We start from the raw sequence: 17044 nt of genomic DNA, 5'->3' as shown, positions 1-17044 counted from the left end.
ATATAAGTCCAATAAGTTGTATCTATCAGCCAATAAAGCGAATTGATTACACAAAAGTGAATTGTGAGTTATTATTTTATTGTAAGGTTGTAATCATTAGCGTAGATGCTTGCGCGGGTTAATTCAAATAGATCGTTGTGTATTTAAATATATAACGCATGCGCTAATCCATAATAACAGAGTGGGTATTTAATTATTCATCACCCGGAATGAAGCCTAAGTCGCGAAATATATTTAACTCTTTCCCTTAAATGTTCTCTGAACATTTCACCCCGGGTTGCGGCGTGATTTAACGCGCCACGGCCATTGATCACATACTGGAGTATTTATTATGGCGATAAAAAAACGAGCAGTGCCTGGGGTTCACCCATACGATGGGCCGGCGGGCGGCTGGGGGGCGCTGAAGGCGACCGCCATTGCGGTGCGCACGCAGATGGATACGCTGGAGGCGCCGGTAACGCTGATGCGTACCAACCAGCCTGATGGTTTTGACTGCCCGGGCTGCGCATGGCCGGATAAAGAGCATAAGTCGACGTTCCAGTTTTGTGAAAACGGCGCCAAGGCCGTGACCTGGGAAGCCACCAGTAAACGAGTGACCGCCGAATTTCTGGCGGCGAATACGGTCTCTTCGCTGCTGGCGAAAAGCGATTATGAACTCGAGGGATACGGGCGTTTGACCCACCCGCTGGCTTATGACGCCGCCAGCGATACGCTTCGCCCGGTCTCCTGGGAGGCCGCCTTTACCCGCATCGGCGAGATCCTGCGGAACCTGCCACCTGACGAAGTGGAGTTTTACACCTCCGGTCGCGCATCGAATGAAGCCGCCTGGCTGTTTCAGCTGCTGGCCAGGGAGTACGGCACCAATAACTTCCCTGACTGTTCAAATATGTGCCACGAACCAACGAGCGTGGGCCTGCCGCAGTCCATTGGCATCGGGAAAGGCACCGTTTCATTAGAAGACTTTGACAGCGCCGAGATGATTATCTCGATTGGTCATAACCCGGGGACGAACCATCCGCGGATGATGGGGACGTTGCACGAGCTCGCCAGAAAAGGAGTGCCCATTATTGTCTTCAACCCGTTGCGCGAAAGGGCGCTGGAACGCTTTGCCGACCCGCAAAGCGTGATTGAAATGGCGACCTACAGCTCCACGGATATCGCCTCGTCGTACTATCTGGTGAAGGCGGGCGGGGATGCGGCAGCATTAAAAGGGATCGCCAAAACGCTGCTGGAGATGCAGGAAGCGCAGGGCGATGTTCTGGACATGGAATTTATTGCCCAGCACACCGAAGGGTTCCAGGCATTTGCCGACGATCTCAACGCCACGCCGTGGGCGGCCATTGAGGCTGAATCGGGTCTCAGGCAGGAAGAGCTGGCCCATGTGGCCATCGCTTATGCAAAATCCAATGCCACCATTATTACCTACGGAATGGGAATCACCCAGCATAATAAAGGCACCGCAAACGTCAGACTGATCGTCGACCTGCTGCTGATGAAGGGCAATATTGGCAAGCCCGGCGCCGGCGTTTGTCCATTACGTGGGCACTCTAATGTTCAGGGCAACCGTACCGTCGGCATTACCGAAAAACCGTCCGCTGAGTTTCTGGCGAAGTTAGAAAAGGTCTTCGGGTTTGTTCCGCCAAAACAGCATGGCCACGATGCCGTTCAGGCGATGCAGGCGATGATTGACGGCCGCTCAAAGGCGCTGCTGTGCCTGGGTGGCAATTTCGCGGTGGCGTTACCGGATCACCAGCGAGGCTATCCGGCGATGAAGGGGCTGGATCTGAGTGTCCATATCGGGACGAAGCTCAACCGGACCCATCTTCTGACGGCCAGGGAAACCTTCATCTTGCCGTGCCTGGGGCGAACAGAGCTGGACATTCAGGAGAGCGGTCGCCAGGCGATCACCGTGGAAGACTCCATGTCGATGGTGCATGCCTCATCCGGGAAGCTGAAGCCGGCTTCGGCGTTTTTACGCTCAGAGCCGGCGATAATTGCCGGAATTGCTGAGGCAACCCTGCCTGATAGCAAAATAGACTGGACACATTTGGTGGCGGATTATGACCGGATCCGTTTCCTGATCGAGCAGACGATACCCGGGTTTGAAGAGTATAACGAGCGGATCCGCCACCCTGGCGGTTTCAGAATGCCGCTCCCGCCGACGGAGAGGATCTGGCCAACGTCGACCGGTAAAGCGATGTTTTCCGTCTATAAGGGCGTGCATGAAAACATAACCGTCCCCGGCGAGGATATTTTCAGGCTAATTACCTTACGCAGTCACGATCAGTACAACACCACGATCTATGCGATGGACGACCGCTATCGGGGAATCTTTGGCCGTCGTGACGTGATGTTTATGAATGAACAGGATATGGCGCAGCACGGTCTGGAACATGGCGACCGCGTCGATATTGAAACCGCCCTTGCGGGTCAAACGGTTGCCGCCCGCCTGGAGGATATTACGGTGGTGGCTTATAAAATTGCCCCGGGTTCGGTCGGCGCTTACTATCCGGAAGCCAACGTGCTGGTTCCTTTAGATTATATCGATCAAGAGAGCGGGACACCTTCGTATAAGTCCGTCCCGGTGAAGATCACATTGCGTTCTAAGGAGATCCTCAAGACTCCGCATCGCAATGTGAAATAATACGCTGGCCTTCTTCGGCTTAAGCTGGAGAGGGCCATATCTTTGCCAACGCTATACTAATTTTAGTTACCTGGTTAACCGCAAATGAATACTGCCCGTCCCGACGTTCTCGATAATACCGCCGAATATCGCGAAGTCTCGCTATGGAGAGGCGCTAATCTGCAAACGCCGCAGGCTGATGTGCTGGCGGCGGAAGTGCCGGTTGCGCTCGTCTATAACGGTATTTCGCATGTGGTGATGATGGCTACGCCAAAGGATCTTGAACATTTTGCCATCGGCTTTTCGCTGTCTGAAGGGATTATCGAAAATCGTACTGAAATCTACGGCATTGATATTCTCCCGGGTTGCCGGGGGATTGAGGTACAGATTGAGCTGTCGAGCCGGCGTTTTATGGCGCTCAAGAAACGTCGGCGCGCGCTGGCTGGCCGAACCGGCTGCGGAGTATGCGGGGTGGAACAGCTGACCGATATCGGAAAGCCCGTACGGCCATTACCTTTTACGCAGACCATCAATCTGACGGCGGTGGATCGCGCCCTGAGCCAGCTCACCCGCTATCAGCCGGTGGGGCAGCTGACCGGCTGTACCCATGCTGCGGCGTGGATCAACGCCGCGGGCGAGCTCCCTGGCGGATATGAAGATATTGGCCGTCACGTCGCGCTGGACAAGCTCCTCGGGAGCCGGAGCGGCAACCCGGAGTGGACAAATGGGGCAGCTCTGGTATCGAGCCGGGCCAGTTACGAGATGGTGCAGAAATCAGCGATGTGTGGGGTTGAAATCCTGTTCGCGGTCTCCGCAGCCACGACGCTCGCCGTGGAAGTGGCCGAGCGCTGTCATTTAACCCTGGTTGGCTTCTGCCGGAGCGGAAAAGCCACGGTTTACACTCACCCGCAGCGGCTACTGGCCCGGTGATAAATGCGCACCAGCCGCACTTCGGTGCGGCGCAACGTTACGTCGGGAAGAGAGCGAGCAGGGCATCATCAGAGCGTGAGGGTATTTTTGTTGTTCCGTTTCCCGTTCTTGAGTTAATGCGGTTCAATGTCGACCGTGGTGATAAATTCCTGCACGTTAATAGCCTTAGAGAGAAATATCCCTGGCCGGTTTTCACCCCATCTCTTGCAACCGTACGGGCTGCGCCTCTTCCTCCACGCTTTCAGCGATAACGCCGCCGTGAAATTGGCCGGCCAGGCTCAGCATTTTTTTTATCGCCAGATAAAAGCTTTCGCTCTCCAGGGTGAGCATTTTATTAATGTTGATAAAACGAGGGGAAGACTGTTGTAAATAACGATACGTGATTTTTTGTTGGTTTAACGGCAAAGACCCATTTCCTGACTATAGTTTTAGTGGCTCACATTCATCAACAGGATAGCCGTCATGCGTACCAATGAACTGGGGGAACTGACCGCTTTTGTTGCCGTCGCCGAAGAGCGGAGTTTTCGCCGGGCCGCCGCGCGACTTAACCTGACCGCTTCGACGCTCAGTCATTCTTTGCGCTCACTGGAAGATCGCCTCGGCGTCAGGCTACTTAATCGCACCACCCGCACCGTCTTGCCCACTGCAGCAGGAATGGCATTGCTGGAGAAAATTGCGCCTGCCTTTTCAACCATTGCGCAAGCGGTGGAAGACGTGAACGCCTTTCGCCAGCATCCGCACGGTAGCCTGCGGATCAACGCGCCGCGCATTGCATACCAGATGGTCTTCGCGCCCGTTTTTCGGCAGTTTTCGCGCAATTTCCCCGATATAACGCTGGAAATATCGCTCAATGATAGCTTTGTGGATATCGTCAAAGAGGGCTTTGATGCCGGTATTCGTCTGCGCTCTGATATTCCGCAGGATATGAACGCGGTGCGGGTCACACAGGATTTCACCGCGGCCGTGTATGGTTCCCCCGATTATTTCCGCCGTTTCCCGGCGCCGAAAACGCCGCAGGATTTGCCACAACATTTGTGTATTGGCAGACGTCAAATTTCCAGCGGTAACCTGTATCGCTGGGAGTTTAACAAAGAGGGTAAACACCTCTCGATACCGGTAAGCGGGCCGTTGGTGCTGGATACGGTAGAGATGATGATCGACGTCGCACTCCAGGGGATCGGGTTAGTGTATGCCCCTGACAACGAAGAGAATCAGCAGCATGTTGCTGCTGGCCGGCTGGTGCGCGTCCTTGCAGACTGGTCGCCGACCGTTCCCGGTTTCTACCTCTATTTCCCCGGGCACCGGCAAATGTCAGCGGCGTTCAAAGCATTGATTTCAGCGATTCGCGTGGACGCCTGAGGGCGCCAGTTAAGACGGATAACTCGCACCTAAGTCCTTTCCTTCCAGTAAAGAAGGGCGTGATTTTATGGTCATTGCCTAAATAACGATCGGAGCCGCAAAAAAGGGTTCTTTCCTGTTTTTGTGAAGGCTTAAATCCGTAATGTATGTAGCACTGTCAGAGAGTGCATGAACTATAACGGCCCGCGTCTGATTTTTAAATTACCTTAGATTTACGAAACTGCGCTTGTTGATTATTTCTTACGTCTGCTTCTGGCACAAAGCGGACATCAGTAGTCAAAAAATGAAAAACGACAACTTGACGTATAGCGTTTGCTATACAGGGTGGTTATGCTATGCTTGTAAAGCAAATGCTATACAAGAGGTGTCTCATGAAATCAGATGTTCAACTTAACCTTAGAGCTAAGGAATCGCAGCGGGCGCTCATTGATGCAGCTGCGGAAATCCTCCACAAGTCACGTACAGATTTCATTCTGGAAATGGCCTGTCAGGCTGCCGAGAATGTGATCCTTGACCGCCGTGTATTTAACTTTAACGATGAGCAATATGCGGAGTTCATCGATATGCTTGATGCACCGGTCGCAGATGATCCCGTTATCGAAAAACTGCTGGCAAGGAAACCTCAGTGGGACGTGTAACAGCACCAGAACCTTTGTCCGCGTTTCATCAGGTGGCTGAGTTCGTCAGCGGTGAGGCTGTGCTCGATGACTGGTTGAAGCAAAAGGGCCTCAAAAATCAGGCTCTCGGAGCGGCCAGAACATTTGTGGTGTGCAAGAAAGACACGAAGCAAGTAGCCGGTTTTTACTCTCTGGCCACCGGCAGCGTCAACCATACAGAAGCGACAGGCAATCTTCGGCGTAACATGCCAGATCCCATCCCTGTCATTATACTTGCCCGTCTTGCTGTCGATCTCTCATTCCATGGAAAAGGGCTTGGTGCTGATTTACTTCATGATGCAGTACTTCGTTGCTATCGGGTTGCCGAGAATATTGGTGTACGTGCAATCATGGTTCATGCACTTACCGAAGAAGCCAAAAATTTCTACATTCATCATGGTTTCAAATCATCACAAACTCAGCAGCGAACATTGTTCCTTAGGCTCCCTCAATAGAACGCAAAGACTGTTACGTTCAAATCGCTATAAGCGATAATTTGATAGTACGTCTAAGGTTAAATCAGTAGGAATCCTTCAGGAAAGAATACGACGAACAAAACAGGGGGCGGCTTTTCTATGAGCGTCAAGAGGCAATAGTCGGATTCGCCGTAATCAGCATACGGGAAAACTGGCGAAGTACGCTGGCCGGGCAAAACCTCGTTCGCAACGTTTTGATAGCCAGTCAATCACATGAAGCTGTTAGTAATGCTGTTCAGGCTGTTTTAAAACTTTATCCGGGTACTGAAGCTGCACCCGGCATGATTCGTATAGGGCACGAAGAAAAAGTATCAGACTTTTTACTTTCATCTCATGTGGAGGACCTAATGCATGAAACAGGTCAAGCATACTGACTTTATAAAGGAGGGGTTGGGCTTATGAAGCGACTTACCTGTCCATACCATTTAACATAATATACATTATGCGCACCAAAGGAGCCGCAGGCAGGAACTGGCATTTTACGGTCATGATGATTCTGGTAGTTACAATCACATTCCGGCCTCTGCTATGGCGCTCACCAGCGTCAATAACCAAACCCCGTACGAACATCCGGCAACGAACGTCCAACCACATCAATACTCCCTGCCACAATTTTCCACGACGTGTGAGACGGCGTGAATTTCTGGACTCAGCATCATATAAAAAATGAACAACCGTACTTAATGGCGGATCCCATTTCACAGTCAGCCGTAGCCAATGCGTTAGAAACTGTTTACCTGTTTTCAAAACTTCTGCTTTCTACCTGCCTAATCGCGTATGACGCTGGCAACTCAACCTTTGCGCGTAAAACGCCTCGCTGGCAAAGCGCAAACGGCGCTAACGAACTGAAGGCGATCGATTCGCCGACGTCGGCTGCCGCTACCGGGCATAGCATAATGATGCCCGGTCATGCAATTGTGATTATTTTTTATCATCGTCGTTTCCGGGATTGATCCCTTCGCCACGAGGCACGCTGCGTGAAACCTGAAGCTGAACAACTGATACTGAATGCGGACTCCTCTGGAGAGTCCGCTGCCGCCCCTCGATTTAACATAAACCACGGCAATAGCGATCATCGCCCTCAACCATGGATTGATGGGCCTTGAGGGGCGCTATGCCCCCTTGACGACCCGACGACGATGGCACTCCTGCGGCGTCAGCTTTTTCCCGGCGGCCGAGTGAACCTCAAGTGGCAGAACCGGCTGTCCGGTCTCGTTATCCAGCAGGACCGAATGCACTTCACCTTGCGCGAACAGATAGCGCTCGCCCCACTGCCGCATGGCGACCACTATCGGGAACGCCGCGCGACCACGCTCGGTGAGGACATATTCGCTGTAAGCGCTGCCGTCAGAGGCCGGGCGTATCTCTAATACGCCAAGCGCGACCAGCTGTTTCAGGCGTAAAGTAAGGATGTTTTTAGCCAGCCCAAGGTTTTTCTGGAACTCGCTGAAGCGCCGGACATCATCAAAGGCTTCGCGAATGATCATCATGCACCAACGCTCGCCGATCGCCTTTGCCCAGCCTCTGCTCGACGCCATGGCAAGCAGTCTGCAGGTCCAGCCAGCCGCTATCGGAATGGTGGTGACGATGACCCAGGTCGGCTATGCCGCCGGTTTGCTGTTCCTTGTGCCGCTTGGCGATGTGGTTAACCGCAAACATCTGGCGATCGCTCAGCTGCTGCTGTTGGCGGCAGCCTTGATCCTTGTCGGTTTCGCAAACCGCTGGATAATCTTGCTCATCGCACTGCTTTTTATCGGACTGATGGCGGTGGTGGTGCAAATTGTGGTGGCCTACGCCGCGGCGCTGGCGCCGGTGCAGCAGAGAGGCAAAGCGGTAGGTATGGTCACCAGCGGCGTGGTGCTGGGGATCCTGCTGGCCCGTTTGACCTCCGGCGTCATTGCCGATCTCGCCGGGTGGCGAGCGGTTTATCTGAGCTCAGCCGGCCTGATGCTGCTGATGGCCGGCGTGCTGAGCCGGGCGCTCCCTTCCCTTTCCCGCCCGCCGCTGAACGCCTCTTATCCGACGCTGATGCGCTCGGTGCTGCGGCTTTTTATCACTGAACCCACGCTGAGGATCCGCGGGGTATTCGCTCTGCTGATTTTTGCCGCCTTCAGCGTATTGTGGACCTCGATGGTATTACCGCTGAGCGCACAGGGACTCAGCCATACCCGGATTGGGCTATTTGGCCTCGCGGGCATCGCCGGTGCCCTCGCCGCCTCAAAAGCCGGACGGTGGGCGGACCGCGGGGCCGGGCAACGTACTACCGGCCTGTCGCTGGCGCTGCTGTTCTTCGCCTGGCTGCCGATCGCCTACGCGCAGACCTCCCTGCTACTGTTAATTGTCGGCATCATTATGCTGGATTTCGCCGTCCAGGCGGTACACGTGACCAACCAGAGCCTGATCTTTGCCGCCAGACCGGATGCCCAAAGCCGTCTGGTGGGCGCTTACATGTGCTTTTATTCCACGGGCAGCGCGCTCGGCGCCGTGGTGGCAACGCAATGCTACGCCCTGTGGGGCTGGTATGCGGTATGTCTTGCGGGTGCCGCCTTCAGCGCGCTGGCTTTGCTGTTCTGGCTGTGGCAGCAGAAGGCGGCGCTTTAGACGAGGTGGCCAGTTCAAGCCAGGCCGTTACCGCATTTCCCGGCTCTTCAGCGCGGCCGATAATCACCAGGTTCGCCATCACCTCCGGAGCGTCGAGGCGACGATAAACCAGACCGGGGATACTGACCTGCTGCAGCGGGGCCGGTATCAACGCCACCCCCAGCCCTGCCGCCGCCATGGCCAGCACGCTCAGGGTGCTGGCGGAACGATGGGCAACGTGGAACCGGGTTCCCAGCATCCGGGCCAGCATGAGATAAAGCGGCTCATGGCTATCGTGGGCCTCGTAGAGAATCAATGGCGCGTCGGCGAGCATCGGCACCGCGATCCGCGAGTGTGCGGTAAAAGGGTGATCGTCAGGCAGCGCCACCATCATCTCCCAACGCCCGACCTGATGTACCCTGATGGCGGGTGAACGGGTGGTGCTATTATCAGGTGTGTAGCCAATATCTAACTGGCCGGCGAGAATCGCCGCCACCTGGCGCTGCGGGGCGATCTCCTCGATAACCACCTCCGCATCCGGATAGGTTTTACGGAAATGACGCAGGTCGGCGATCATCTTGCCGCTGAAGATGGCATTGCCAGCAAAACCGACCCGTACGCGGCCCGTTTCACCGCGGATAGCCCGCTCGACGGCGAGGCGAGTATGTTCAACCTGTTCCAGAGTCCGCCGCGCCTCGGCCTGCAGAAGCAAACCAGCCTCGGTGAGCTCGACGCGGCGGCTGGTACGCATAAATAAGGCGCCGCCCAGCTCAGCTTCGAGGGCCTTAATCTGCATACTGAGCGCCGGCTGCACGATATTCAGCCGCTCGGCAGCGCGCCCGAAATGCCCTTCTTCGGCGACCGCCATGAAATATCGCAGGTGGCGTAACTCCATAACATGCTCCATCAATCACTTCAAATGATTGTTCAGTCAAATCTATCTATTAGAGTTTAATCCTCTTTGCCCACAAACTGAATGCCGTCAATTAACGGGAGTTCACGCTATGCACAATCAACCGCAAGACCGCCAACAACTTAATGATCTGGTTAACGGCTGGATACACCGCGACCTCGGCGAATGGGATCGGTTACGCGATCTGTTCCATCCCGATGGCACGATTGAGATCACCTGGTTCGAGGGGTTAGCCAGCGACTTTGTCGATGGTTCAATGCGTATGGGGGCATCGGATTTACGTACCAAACATCTTATCGGCACGCCGGTCATCACCTTTAACGCCAGCGGCAACAAAGCGATTCTTGAGACCAATGCGATGATTATCGCCGAGAACGTCACACTCAACGTCGGTTGTGAATGCCACAACCGGTTTTACGATTTGGCTGAAAAAAGAGCGGGCGTCTGGAAGTTTTTTCACCGCCAGAGCGTTTACGATATGGGCACCTTCACCTTTCCACTCGGCCCCGTTGAGATCGATAAGACGGTCGTCATGAAGTACCCGCGTGAATATGCCGCCCTGGCCTATTTACTCGAACAGAGCGGTTTCCCGCTGGGCAGAGTGTTTGCCACCCGCGGTAGCAAGCTGGAAGCGGAGATGAAAGCCAACGGGCAACGCTGGCTGAAATAGCGTCGATCCCGGCGCGCTTTCCGCCGCTGCACGCTTGCGCTTAGCCGACCCTTTCGCCGGCCATGCAGGGACGCTGCGCCTGGCGTCCCCCTTCACTAAAGTGACCATGTCACGTAATCAGAAGCTGACGATGCCGGTTGAAAATACGCTGCATGCCCGGACCATACTGGATTTTTGGTTCAACGAAACCTCCGCCGCTTGCTGGTTTAGATCGGTGATGAACATTACTGCCTGCTTCCCAGATCGCGATCCTCGGGCTCGCCATCGATCTGACGGGTGAGCTCCTCACAGCGGACAATTCGCCCGTCTGCCAGCGTAAAGCGGGCCAAAACCTCAAATACGCTCTCTGCGCCCTGGTCTTTTGTCACCTGCACCTGATGGTGAGTGAAAACGGTCTCTCCCTCGCCGACAACCGCCAGAAATATAATGCGCATGCGCCGGGTATGTGCTTTAAGCAGCGCCATATGTTGAATAAACCCGGTGTAATCCAGCCGTTTGCCGTCCACCTGCTGCTGATAATCTGCGGAAAAATAGTCGGCGATCCGCCGTTCGTCATGCTGGGGATGGTTGATAATATCCTGTAGTGCGTTGATAACTATCTGCTTTGACGGTTTCATCTGTTTTACCCTCGGTGAAAACCTTCAGTCTACAGAGGGTGCGGAAAGGTATATTATCCGTATCTGGACATGATATACGGTTAATCGGCCATGATGATGCGTACCCACGCCTTTGAGTATCCACCTCACCACCGGACGCCCTGGCACCAACATGAGTCGGGGCAGTTATACTGGCTGAAACACGGCGTCATTGTCATTGAGACGGCGTGCGCGCAGTGGACGGTCACCCCCGGGTCGCTGGGCTGGTTTCCTGCGGGCCTGCCACATCGCGCCTGGGCTCCCGGCGCGCTACAGGGGAGCAGCCTCTATTTCACGCCGTCGGCCGCGGCGCACTTCCCCGCGCAGCCGGGTATCTATGGCGCTGAGCGTTTTGTTCAGGCTCTTCTGCAGCGGGCCGAACAGCTTAGCCAGGCCGATTTTGCGGCTGATTATTCGCAACACCTGCTGATGCTCATCGGCTATGAGCTGGCGCGCAGCGCCGAGATCCCTCTGCACCTGCCGCTACCTGGCGACCGGCGGGCGCGAAACGTCGCGGATGAACTGCTCAACAATCCGGCAACGGCTCAGCCTCAGCAGCAGCTGGCGCAGCGCTGGGGCCTCAGCGTACGCACCCTGAGCCGCCTGTTTCGTCAACAAACCGGGCTGAGCTTTAGCCAGTGGCGGCAGCAGGCAAAGATCGTGGTTTCGCTACAGTGGTTGCTGGCCGGAGAAACGGTCAGCGAGGCGGCCGCGCGCAGCGGTTACGGCAACGTCAGCGCCTATATCGACGCCTTCCGGCAACGCTTTGGCCAGACTCCCGGTCAGTTTCAGGCGGCGCGGCGCGTTTGACGATCCTTACGACGATCTGCTCGAGGCTCTGACCACCAGTTCCGGCATCTGCCCGCGGCTGCCGAGCACGTTATGCCCGGCCAGGACTTCAAACAGCAGCGTCACGGCCTGACGGGCGACCTCGTCCAGGTGCATATTCACCGCCGTCAGCGGCGGCAGGGATTCCCGGGCGCGGATACCGTCATAACGGGTGGCTAAGCGCATCCGCTGCGGGATGGCGATCTCCGCGTCGTGAAAGGCGCGCACGGCCCCGCTGGCAAAGGTATCGACCAGCACCAGCACGCCGTCCACCTGGGGATGGGCCTGCAACATCTGCCGCGCCGCCTGATAGCCGGCCGTTTCCCCCTCCTGCTCATCGAGGTAATAGATCACCGGCGCCTGCCGCCCCTCGCACCAGAGGCGATAGGCGGCCTCCGTTTCCAGCGTGGAAGTCCGCGGCGTACGCCCGACGAAGAGTGCGCAACATTCGGCGCCTTCTGTCTGCAGGTGCGTCAGCAATAGTTTCGCCGTCGCCGCCGAGTGCAGATCCACCCACGGCACCGGCGTTAACGAACCCGGCGTGCGGCCAATGGTGATACAGGGGATCCCCGCCTGTTGCAGAGCCTGCAGCTGCGGATCGTTTTCGGCGGGTTCCAGCAGAATGGCGGCATCAAAGGTCACCATATCCAGCGGGTTCTTTCCGGGCGGGACCAGGATCAGCGCATGCTGCTTCTCCAGCGCCATAATCGCCGCCGTGAGCGCGACCTCCATCATAAATCCCAGTTTCGATGCCCCGGAAGCGATGGTCAGCGGCAAAGAGGAAAGGAGCGCAATGGTGTTGGTTTTCCCGGTGCGCAGCTGGCGGGCGCGAATATTCGGCGTGTAGTTCAGCGCCTGAATGGCCTCTTCAATGCGTTGTCGGGTCTCAGGTTCGACAAAACGGGTGTGATGTAACGCATTGGATACGGTGCCAGGCGATACGCCGGCATAGCGAGCAACATCAATGAGTCTGGCGCGTTTTTTATCTTGAGCAGTCATCTGGATGGCGATCCCTGAGAGTTTACGCACAGGGTAGCACATTTCCGGGGTATGAATTTCGGCACTATTACATAACAAAATCATATTAAAAAAGTGGCCGTTTAGCGTAGCTCTCAGACAAGCATTCCTATCTAATGCTGTTTCATTAAAACGTTTTAATGACATATTTAGCGGCAAATTACCCTTCAGGAGGCTACGTGGCACACTTGTCTCAGGACCCTGCTTTTACCCTCGGACGCCGTCCGAGCGGGCTGACTATCGCCAATAAAGAGAAAAGCTTCGGCGGCTATACCCTTTTCGCCCCGCAAACTGCCGAAGGCCGGGTCTATCTGGTTGATGAGCAAGGAGAGGTGGCGCACCAGTGGCAGCTCCCGGTTCGTGCCGGGCGCGATGCGGTGCTGCTGCCTAACGGTAACCTGGGCTATAACGGTAGCCACCGCACGTCGGCCAACCTCTACCCGGCGTGGGATCTCTGGCACGGCGGCGATTTCTATGAAGTCACCCCGGATAACGAAGTGGTCTGGCATTACGAAGATATTTTCCATCACCACGACGCGCAGTGGCTGGCGAACGGTAATCTGCTGTATACCGCCGCGGCACCGCTGCCGGCGGAAATTGCCGCCCGCGTCACCGGCGGCGACCCGCGCCGCGATGCGCCGGACGGCGTCATTCAGAGCGACGTGGTCAAAGAGGTCAATCGCGAGGGGGAAGTGGTGTGGGAATGGCGCGCCTGGGAACACCTGGCCCCGGAAGATTTCCCGGTTCATGAGATCTTCGACCGCCGACACTGGCCGATGATCAACGGCCTGTCGCTAACCCGCGACGGCCTGGTGCTGATGAGCCTGCGCACCACCTCGGGGGTGATTGCCGTCGATAAAGCGACCGGCAGCGTGGTCTGGCACGCGGGTCCGGATGTCGTCGCCCAGCAGCACACCCCGGTCGAGATGGCAGACGGTGCGATTCTGGTATTCGATAACGGCAACCTGCGCCCCGGCGTGACCTCACCACACTCCACGGTGCTGGAGTTCGACCCCCACACCCAGGCCATTCGCTGGCAATATCGCGATATTTTCCCGCCGGCCTTTTTCTCCCCCTATATGGGAAGCGCCCAGCGGTTGGCTAACGGCAACACGTTTATCTGCGAGTCGGCCTTTGGCCGCCTGTTTGAAGTGACTCCGCAGGGAGAAACGGTGTGGGAATACATTATTCCTTACTTCAATGAATACCCGGAGCATCTCAGCAAGGGGATTATTCCCGGTAAGCAAAACAGCGCCTTCCGCGCGCACCGCTACGCGGCCGATGCGGTACCGTGGCTGAAATAACCGTGCTCCGCCGGCCGCGGCTGGCGGGGATTTTCTCACCTCGTTGGGAGGCATTTATGCCGCATTCTGACTCCGTTGTGCCGGATGTTGTGCCGGATAATGAAGCCTTGCCCTGGCAAACCAGGCTGCTGCTGGCGCTTCAGCATGTTCTGGTGGTTGCCGCCACGCCGATCACCGCCGTTTTTCTCATTGCCCAGGCGCTTCACTTCAGCGATAGCGTCACCACCTCGCTGCTGAGCGCCACCTTTTTGATGTGCGGGCTGGGGGCTATCCTGCAAAGCCTCGGCATCGGCGGCTTCGGTGCGCGTCTGCCGTTTATTATGGTTCCGGGCGGCGCGCCGGTCGCGATCTTTATTGCTATCGCGTTGCAGACCAATATTCAGACGGCAATTGGCGCGGTGATCTTAACATCGCTGTTTTACTTTCTTGCCCTGCCCGTTTTTCGCCGCTTTCTGCATCATTTCCCGCCGTTTATCATCGGGATAATGCTGCTGTTGGTCTCGATTAACCTGATTCGCCTGTACGGTGGACTCATTAGCGGCCAACCGACCAGTAGCCATTTTGCCCAGCCGACAAACATTATCCTGGCACTGGCCACCATTCTGATTACGCTGCTCTTCGCGCTGGTCTTCCGCGGTATTCTGCGGCAGCTGGCGGTGATGTTCGGCCTGCTGGCCGGCACCTTGCTCGGGATACTGCTGGGTAGCGCCGATTTTAGCAACGTCAGCCACGGGCCGCTGTTCAGCCTGCCGCAGCTGTTCCCATTCGGCTGGCCGGTCTTCAATCTTTCCGCGTCGCTGCCGTTACTGATTTACGCGGTGATTTCGATGGCTGAAGCAGCCGGGCAAACGATCGCCACCGCGGAAATAGTCAAATCGCCGCAGCGCGTCCATCAGCTGATTCCGCGCACGATCCGCGGCGATGCCATCATCTCGCTGCTGGGGGGGATTTTCGGTACCTCGCTGATCATCACCTCCGGCGAGAATATCGGCGTGGTGCGGACCACTAACGTCAAATCACGCCACGTCACCGCGCTCGCCGGGGTGCTGCTGATCCTGATTGCCCTGTTTTCCCCGCTGGTGCGCCTTGCCGCCGCTCTTCCCGGCCCGGTGGTCTGCGGTACGGCGGTGATTGTCTTCAGTATTATCGGGGTCATCGGCATCGATATGATTGCCCGTGAACCGCTCCACGCCCCGGGTAAAACCTATGCCTTAGCCATTGGTCTGGCAATGGGCATGCTGCCGATCCTCGTGCCGGGCCTGTACCAGAATTTCCCCGCCGCGATACAGATGGTGCTGGGAAACGGCATGGCGGCCGGCACCCTGACCGCAATCGTCGTCAATTCACTATTCCTGTTAAGCGAAAAACGCGCTGCCTTGCGGCTAAAAGACTGAACTGCGCAATAAAAAGCACGCTCTGCCCCGGAGCGTGTCTCATTTCTGGCCGACGGTAGGGGTGTTTATTCAGGTCAAATTGTCGGTTTCTACCTGCTCTGCTCTCAGTCACATCGCGGCGCGCTGGCATAATCATGCACCCGGTTTGTCCCGACGGCGAGCGCCGTCGGGGTAGCCGTTAGCGGATCGCTGTTTGAGCGCTATGTTGATTGATAAACCGCGCGCGCCACGGTTTTAACAGGCCAATGGCCAGCGCGGCGGTCAGAAAATCAAGCCCGATCGCGCAGCTGAAGACCACGTGCCAGCCGTGAGTATGCTGATACAGCAGGGCCGCCAGCGGGCCGCCGAATATCGAACCAATCCCCTGCGAGATATACAGCCAGCCATAGTTTGCGGCCGCATATTCGCTACCGAAAGTGTCAGTCAGCGTCGAAGGGAATAATGAGAAAATTTCGCCCCAGCCGAAAAACACCACCCCGGACAGCAGCACAAACAGCAGCGGATCGTCGCGGCACGCCAGCCATAACATCATCGCCACGCCTTCCAGGGCAAAGGCGATAAACATCGTCTGTTCCCGGCCATAGCGATCGGAGATCAAACCAAACAGCGGTCGCGTCAGACCATTGGTAAAACGATCGATGGTCAGCGCTAGCGGCAACGCCGCCATACCGAACATCACCGCCTTGCTGATGCCAAAATCTTCCGCAAAGACCGCCATTTGCGAGGTCACCATCAACCCGGAGGTGGACATCATCGCCATCATCGCAAACATCAGCCAGAACAGCGGCTGGCGCAGCATTTCGCGGGAGGTGAACTGGCGGCTGCTTTGCGCCACGCGGTGACTGGCGGGCAGCGTTCCCCGGGCGGGAGGAAGTCTCAGCCCCTGGCTCGCCAGCAAACCGACGGCGGCAAAAATAATGCCGAAGACGGTCATGGTCCGTTCGAGACCGTAGCTGCCCAGCGACAGCGAAATGGGAAAGGTGGTCATAATCGCCCCCATGCCATATCCCGCGGCGACGGCACCTGCGGCAAAGCCCCGGTGCTGCGGAAACCATTTCACCATCAACCCAACCACGCCGATGTAGACGATCCCGGTCCCCAGCCCGCCCAGACAGCCGTAAACCAGATACAGCGCCGCCAGGCCAGTGACCTGCGCAGACAGCACCCAGCTAAGTCCCGCCATCACCGTGCCGATGGAGATCAGCAACCGCGGGCCAAATTTCTCAACCAGTTTCCCCTGGAACGGGGAAAAGAAAGTCTGCAGGATAATTAATAGCGAGAAAGTCACCTGCAATTCTGCTAACCCCACCCCCAGCTTCTCGGTCAACGGTCGGGTCAGCAGCGTCCAGACATATTGCGGACTGGAAATCGAGGCCATACAGATCAGGCCGAGTGAAAGCTGTGTCCATTTACCCCATTTCGGAACAACTAAAGGTTCTCTGAGAACGGTCATCGGCAGCTCCTGTCATCCGTTAATTGCCCCTGGTGAAGAGTCCCCGCGGCCATCACGCTCCCCGGTCTGCTGTCGCTTAGTCTGTTTTTCGCCACTGTATTTCCCCTGTCTGCGCCAATACTTATACTGCTAAGCATTAAGCGTGCCATGATTTGTATCATTTATTTATCAGTGGGTTATATGAAAGCATGCTGCGAAGACATTGA

At 56.3% G+C, this 17044-nt stretch carries 17 protein-coding genes; 11 read left to right on the top strand and 6 right to left on the bottom strand.

Features of this window, described 5'->3' with window-relative positions; genetic code table 11:
* The first annotated feature begins 331 nt into the window (after window positions 1-331).
* Complete coding sequence (locus tag ACI2JR_RS02885) at window positions 332-2644, top strand: FdhF/YdeP family oxidoreductase (protein WP_462477817.1); 2313 nt, start codon at window positions 332-334, stop codon at window positions 2642-2644.
* An 84-nt stretch (window positions 2645-2728) separates the two neighbouring features.
* A complete protein-coding gene (gene fdhD / locus ACI2JR_RS02880) occupies window positions 2729-3553 on the top strand; it encodes a formate dehydrogenase accessory sulfurtransferase FdhD (RefSeq protein WP_462477816.1) in 825 nt (274 codons plus the stop codon).
* A gap of 192 nt (window positions 3554-3745) precedes the next feature.
* Here fdhD and ACI2JR_RS02875 read toward each other — a convergent pair whose 3' ends face one another.
* Window positions 3746-3958 (bottom strand): hypothetical protein, encoded by a 213-nt coding sequence (locus ACI2JR_RS02875; protein WP_132731052.1) that lies wholly within the window; start codon window positions 3956-3958, stop codon window positions 3746-3748.
* A gap of 57 nt (window positions 3959-4015) precedes the next feature.
* Between ACI2JR_RS02875 and ACI2JR_RS02870 the strand changes: the two genes are divergently transcribed.
* The 4 genes from ACI2JR_RS02870 (at window position 4016) to ACI2JR_RS02855 (ending at window position 6997) form a co-directional block, all read left to right on the top strand.
* Window positions 4016-4912, top strand: coding sequence for a LysR substrate-binding domain-containing protein (locus ACI2JR_RS02870; RefSeq protein ID WP_462477815.1), 897 nt, complete (start codon window positions 4016-4018; stop codon window positions 4910-4912).
* Window positions 4913-5262: 350 nt separating this feature from the next.
* Window positions 5263-5550, top strand: a complete 288-nt coding sequence (locus ACI2JR_RS02865) for a type II toxin-antitoxin system TacA family antitoxin (RefSeq protein ID WP_132731181.1) — start codon at window positions 5263-5265, stop codon at window positions 5548-5550.
* Window positions 5538-6023 (top strand): GNAT family N-acetyltransferase, encoded by a 486-nt coding sequence (locus ACI2JR_RS02860; protein WP_000533909.1) that lies wholly within the window; start codon window positions 5538-5540, stop codon window positions 6021-6023. The genes ACI2JR_RS02865 and ACI2JR_RS02860 overlap by 13 nt, the downstream gene beginning before the upstream one ends.
* 656 nt (window positions 6024-6679) lie before the next feature.
* The gene (locus tag ACI2JR_RS02855) at window positions 6680-6997 is read left to right on the top strand and encodes a hypothetical protein (protein WP_462477814.1); all 318 of its coding nucleotides are present in this window, start codon (window positions 6680-6682) and stop codon (window positions 6995-6997) included.
* 159 nt (window positions 6998-7156) lie between these two features.
* On the opposite strand, the gene ACI2JR_RS02850 is transcribed toward ACI2JR_RS02855, so the two are convergent.
* Window positions 7157-7531, bottom strand: a complete 375-nt coding sequence (locus tag ACI2JR_RS02850; RefSeq protein ID WP_462477847.1) for a winged helix-turn-helix transcriptional regulator — start codon at window positions 7529-7531, stop codon at window positions 7157-7159.
* Here ACI2JR_RS02850 and ACI2JR_RS02845 point away from each other — a divergent pair.
* On the top strand, window positions 7524-8645 hold the full coding sequence (locus tag ACI2JR_RS02845) for an MFS transporter (RefSeq protein ID WP_462477813.1): 1122 nt from the start codon (window positions 7524-7526) through the stop codon (window positions 8643-8645). The genes ACI2JR_RS02850 and ACI2JR_RS02845 overlap by 8 nt on opposite strands.
* On the opposite strand, the gene ACI2JR_RS02840 is transcribed toward ACI2JR_RS02845, so the two are convergent.
* A complete protein-coding gene (locus tag ACI2JR_RS02840; RefSeq protein WP_132731058.1) occupies window positions 8593-9519 on the bottom strand; it encodes a LysR substrate-binding domain-containing protein in 927 nt (308 codons plus the stop codon). The genes ACI2JR_RS02845 and ACI2JR_RS02840 overlap by 53 nt on opposite strands.
* A 109-nt stretch (window positions 9520-9628) precedes the next feature.
* On the opposite strand from ACI2JR_RS02840, the gene ACI2JR_RS02835 reads away from it, so the two are divergent.
* A complete protein-coding gene (locus ACI2JR_RS02835) occupies window positions 9629-10207 on the top strand; it encodes a nuclear transport factor 2 family protein (protein ID WP_462477812.1) in 579 nt (192 codons plus the stop codon).
* A 224-nt stretch (window positions 10208-10431) separates the two neighbouring features.
* Here the strand turns inward: ACI2JR_RS02835 and ACI2JR_RS02830 are convergent, their stop codons facing one another.
* Window positions 10432-10824 (bottom strand): nuclear transport factor 2 family protein, encoded by a 393-nt coding sequence (locus ACI2JR_RS02830; RefSeq protein WP_462477811.1) that lies wholly within the window; start codon window positions 10822-10824, stop codon window positions 10432-10434.
* Between the two features lie 90 nt (window positions 10825-10914).
* Here ACI2JR_RS02830 and ACI2JR_RS02825 point away from each other — a divergent pair, with 90 nt between their 5' ends.
* Window positions 10915-11652, top strand: coding sequence for an AraC family transcriptional regulator (locus ACI2JR_RS02825; RefSeq protein ID WP_462477810.1), 738 nt, complete (start codon window positions 10915-10917; stop codon window positions 11650-11652).
* Window positions 11653-11658: 6 nt separating this feature from the next.
* Here ACI2JR_RS02825 and ACI2JR_RS02820 read toward each other — a convergent pair whose 3' ends face one another.
* Complete coding sequence (locus ACI2JR_RS02820; RefSeq protein ID WP_132731183.1) at window positions 11659-12669, bottom strand: LacI family DNA-binding transcriptional regulator; 1011 nt, start codon at window positions 12667-12669, stop codon at window positions 11659-11661.
* A gap of 197 nt (window positions 12670-12866) precedes the next feature.
* Between ACI2JR_RS02820 and ACI2JR_RS02815 the strand changes: the two genes are divergently transcribed.
* Together ACI2JR_RS02815 and ACI2JR_RS02810 are read left to right on the top strand one after the other, a co-directional pair.
* Complete coding sequence (locus ACI2JR_RS02815; RefSeq protein ID WP_462477809.1) at window positions 12867-13991, top strand: aryl-sulfate sulfotransferase; 1125 nt, start codon at window positions 12867-12869, stop codon at window positions 13989-13991.
* Window positions 13992-14047: 56 nt separating this feature from the next.
* Window positions 14048-15385, top strand: coding sequence for a uracil-xanthine permease family protein (locus ACI2JR_RS02810; protein WP_462477808.1), 1338 nt, complete (start codon window positions 14048-14050; stop codon window positions 15383-15385).
* 178 nt (window positions 15386-15563) lie between these two features.
* Here ACI2JR_RS02810 and oxlT read toward each other — a convergent pair whose 3' ends face one another.
* Complete coding sequence (oxlT, locus tag ACI2JR_RS02805) at window positions 15564-16838, bottom strand: oxalate/formate MFS antiporter (protein ID WP_462477807.1); 1275 nt, start codon at window positions 16836-16838, stop codon at window positions 15564-15566.
* Window positions 16839-17044: the final 206 nt, after the last annotated feature.

Source organism: Klebsiella sp. NPDC088457, assembly GCF_044900465.1.
Taxonomy (GTDB): domain Bacteria; phylum Pseudomonadota; class Gammaproteobacteria; order Enterobacterales; family Enterobacteriaceae; genus Klebsiella.
This window is presented reverse-complemented; position numbering and strand designations above follow the sequence as displayed.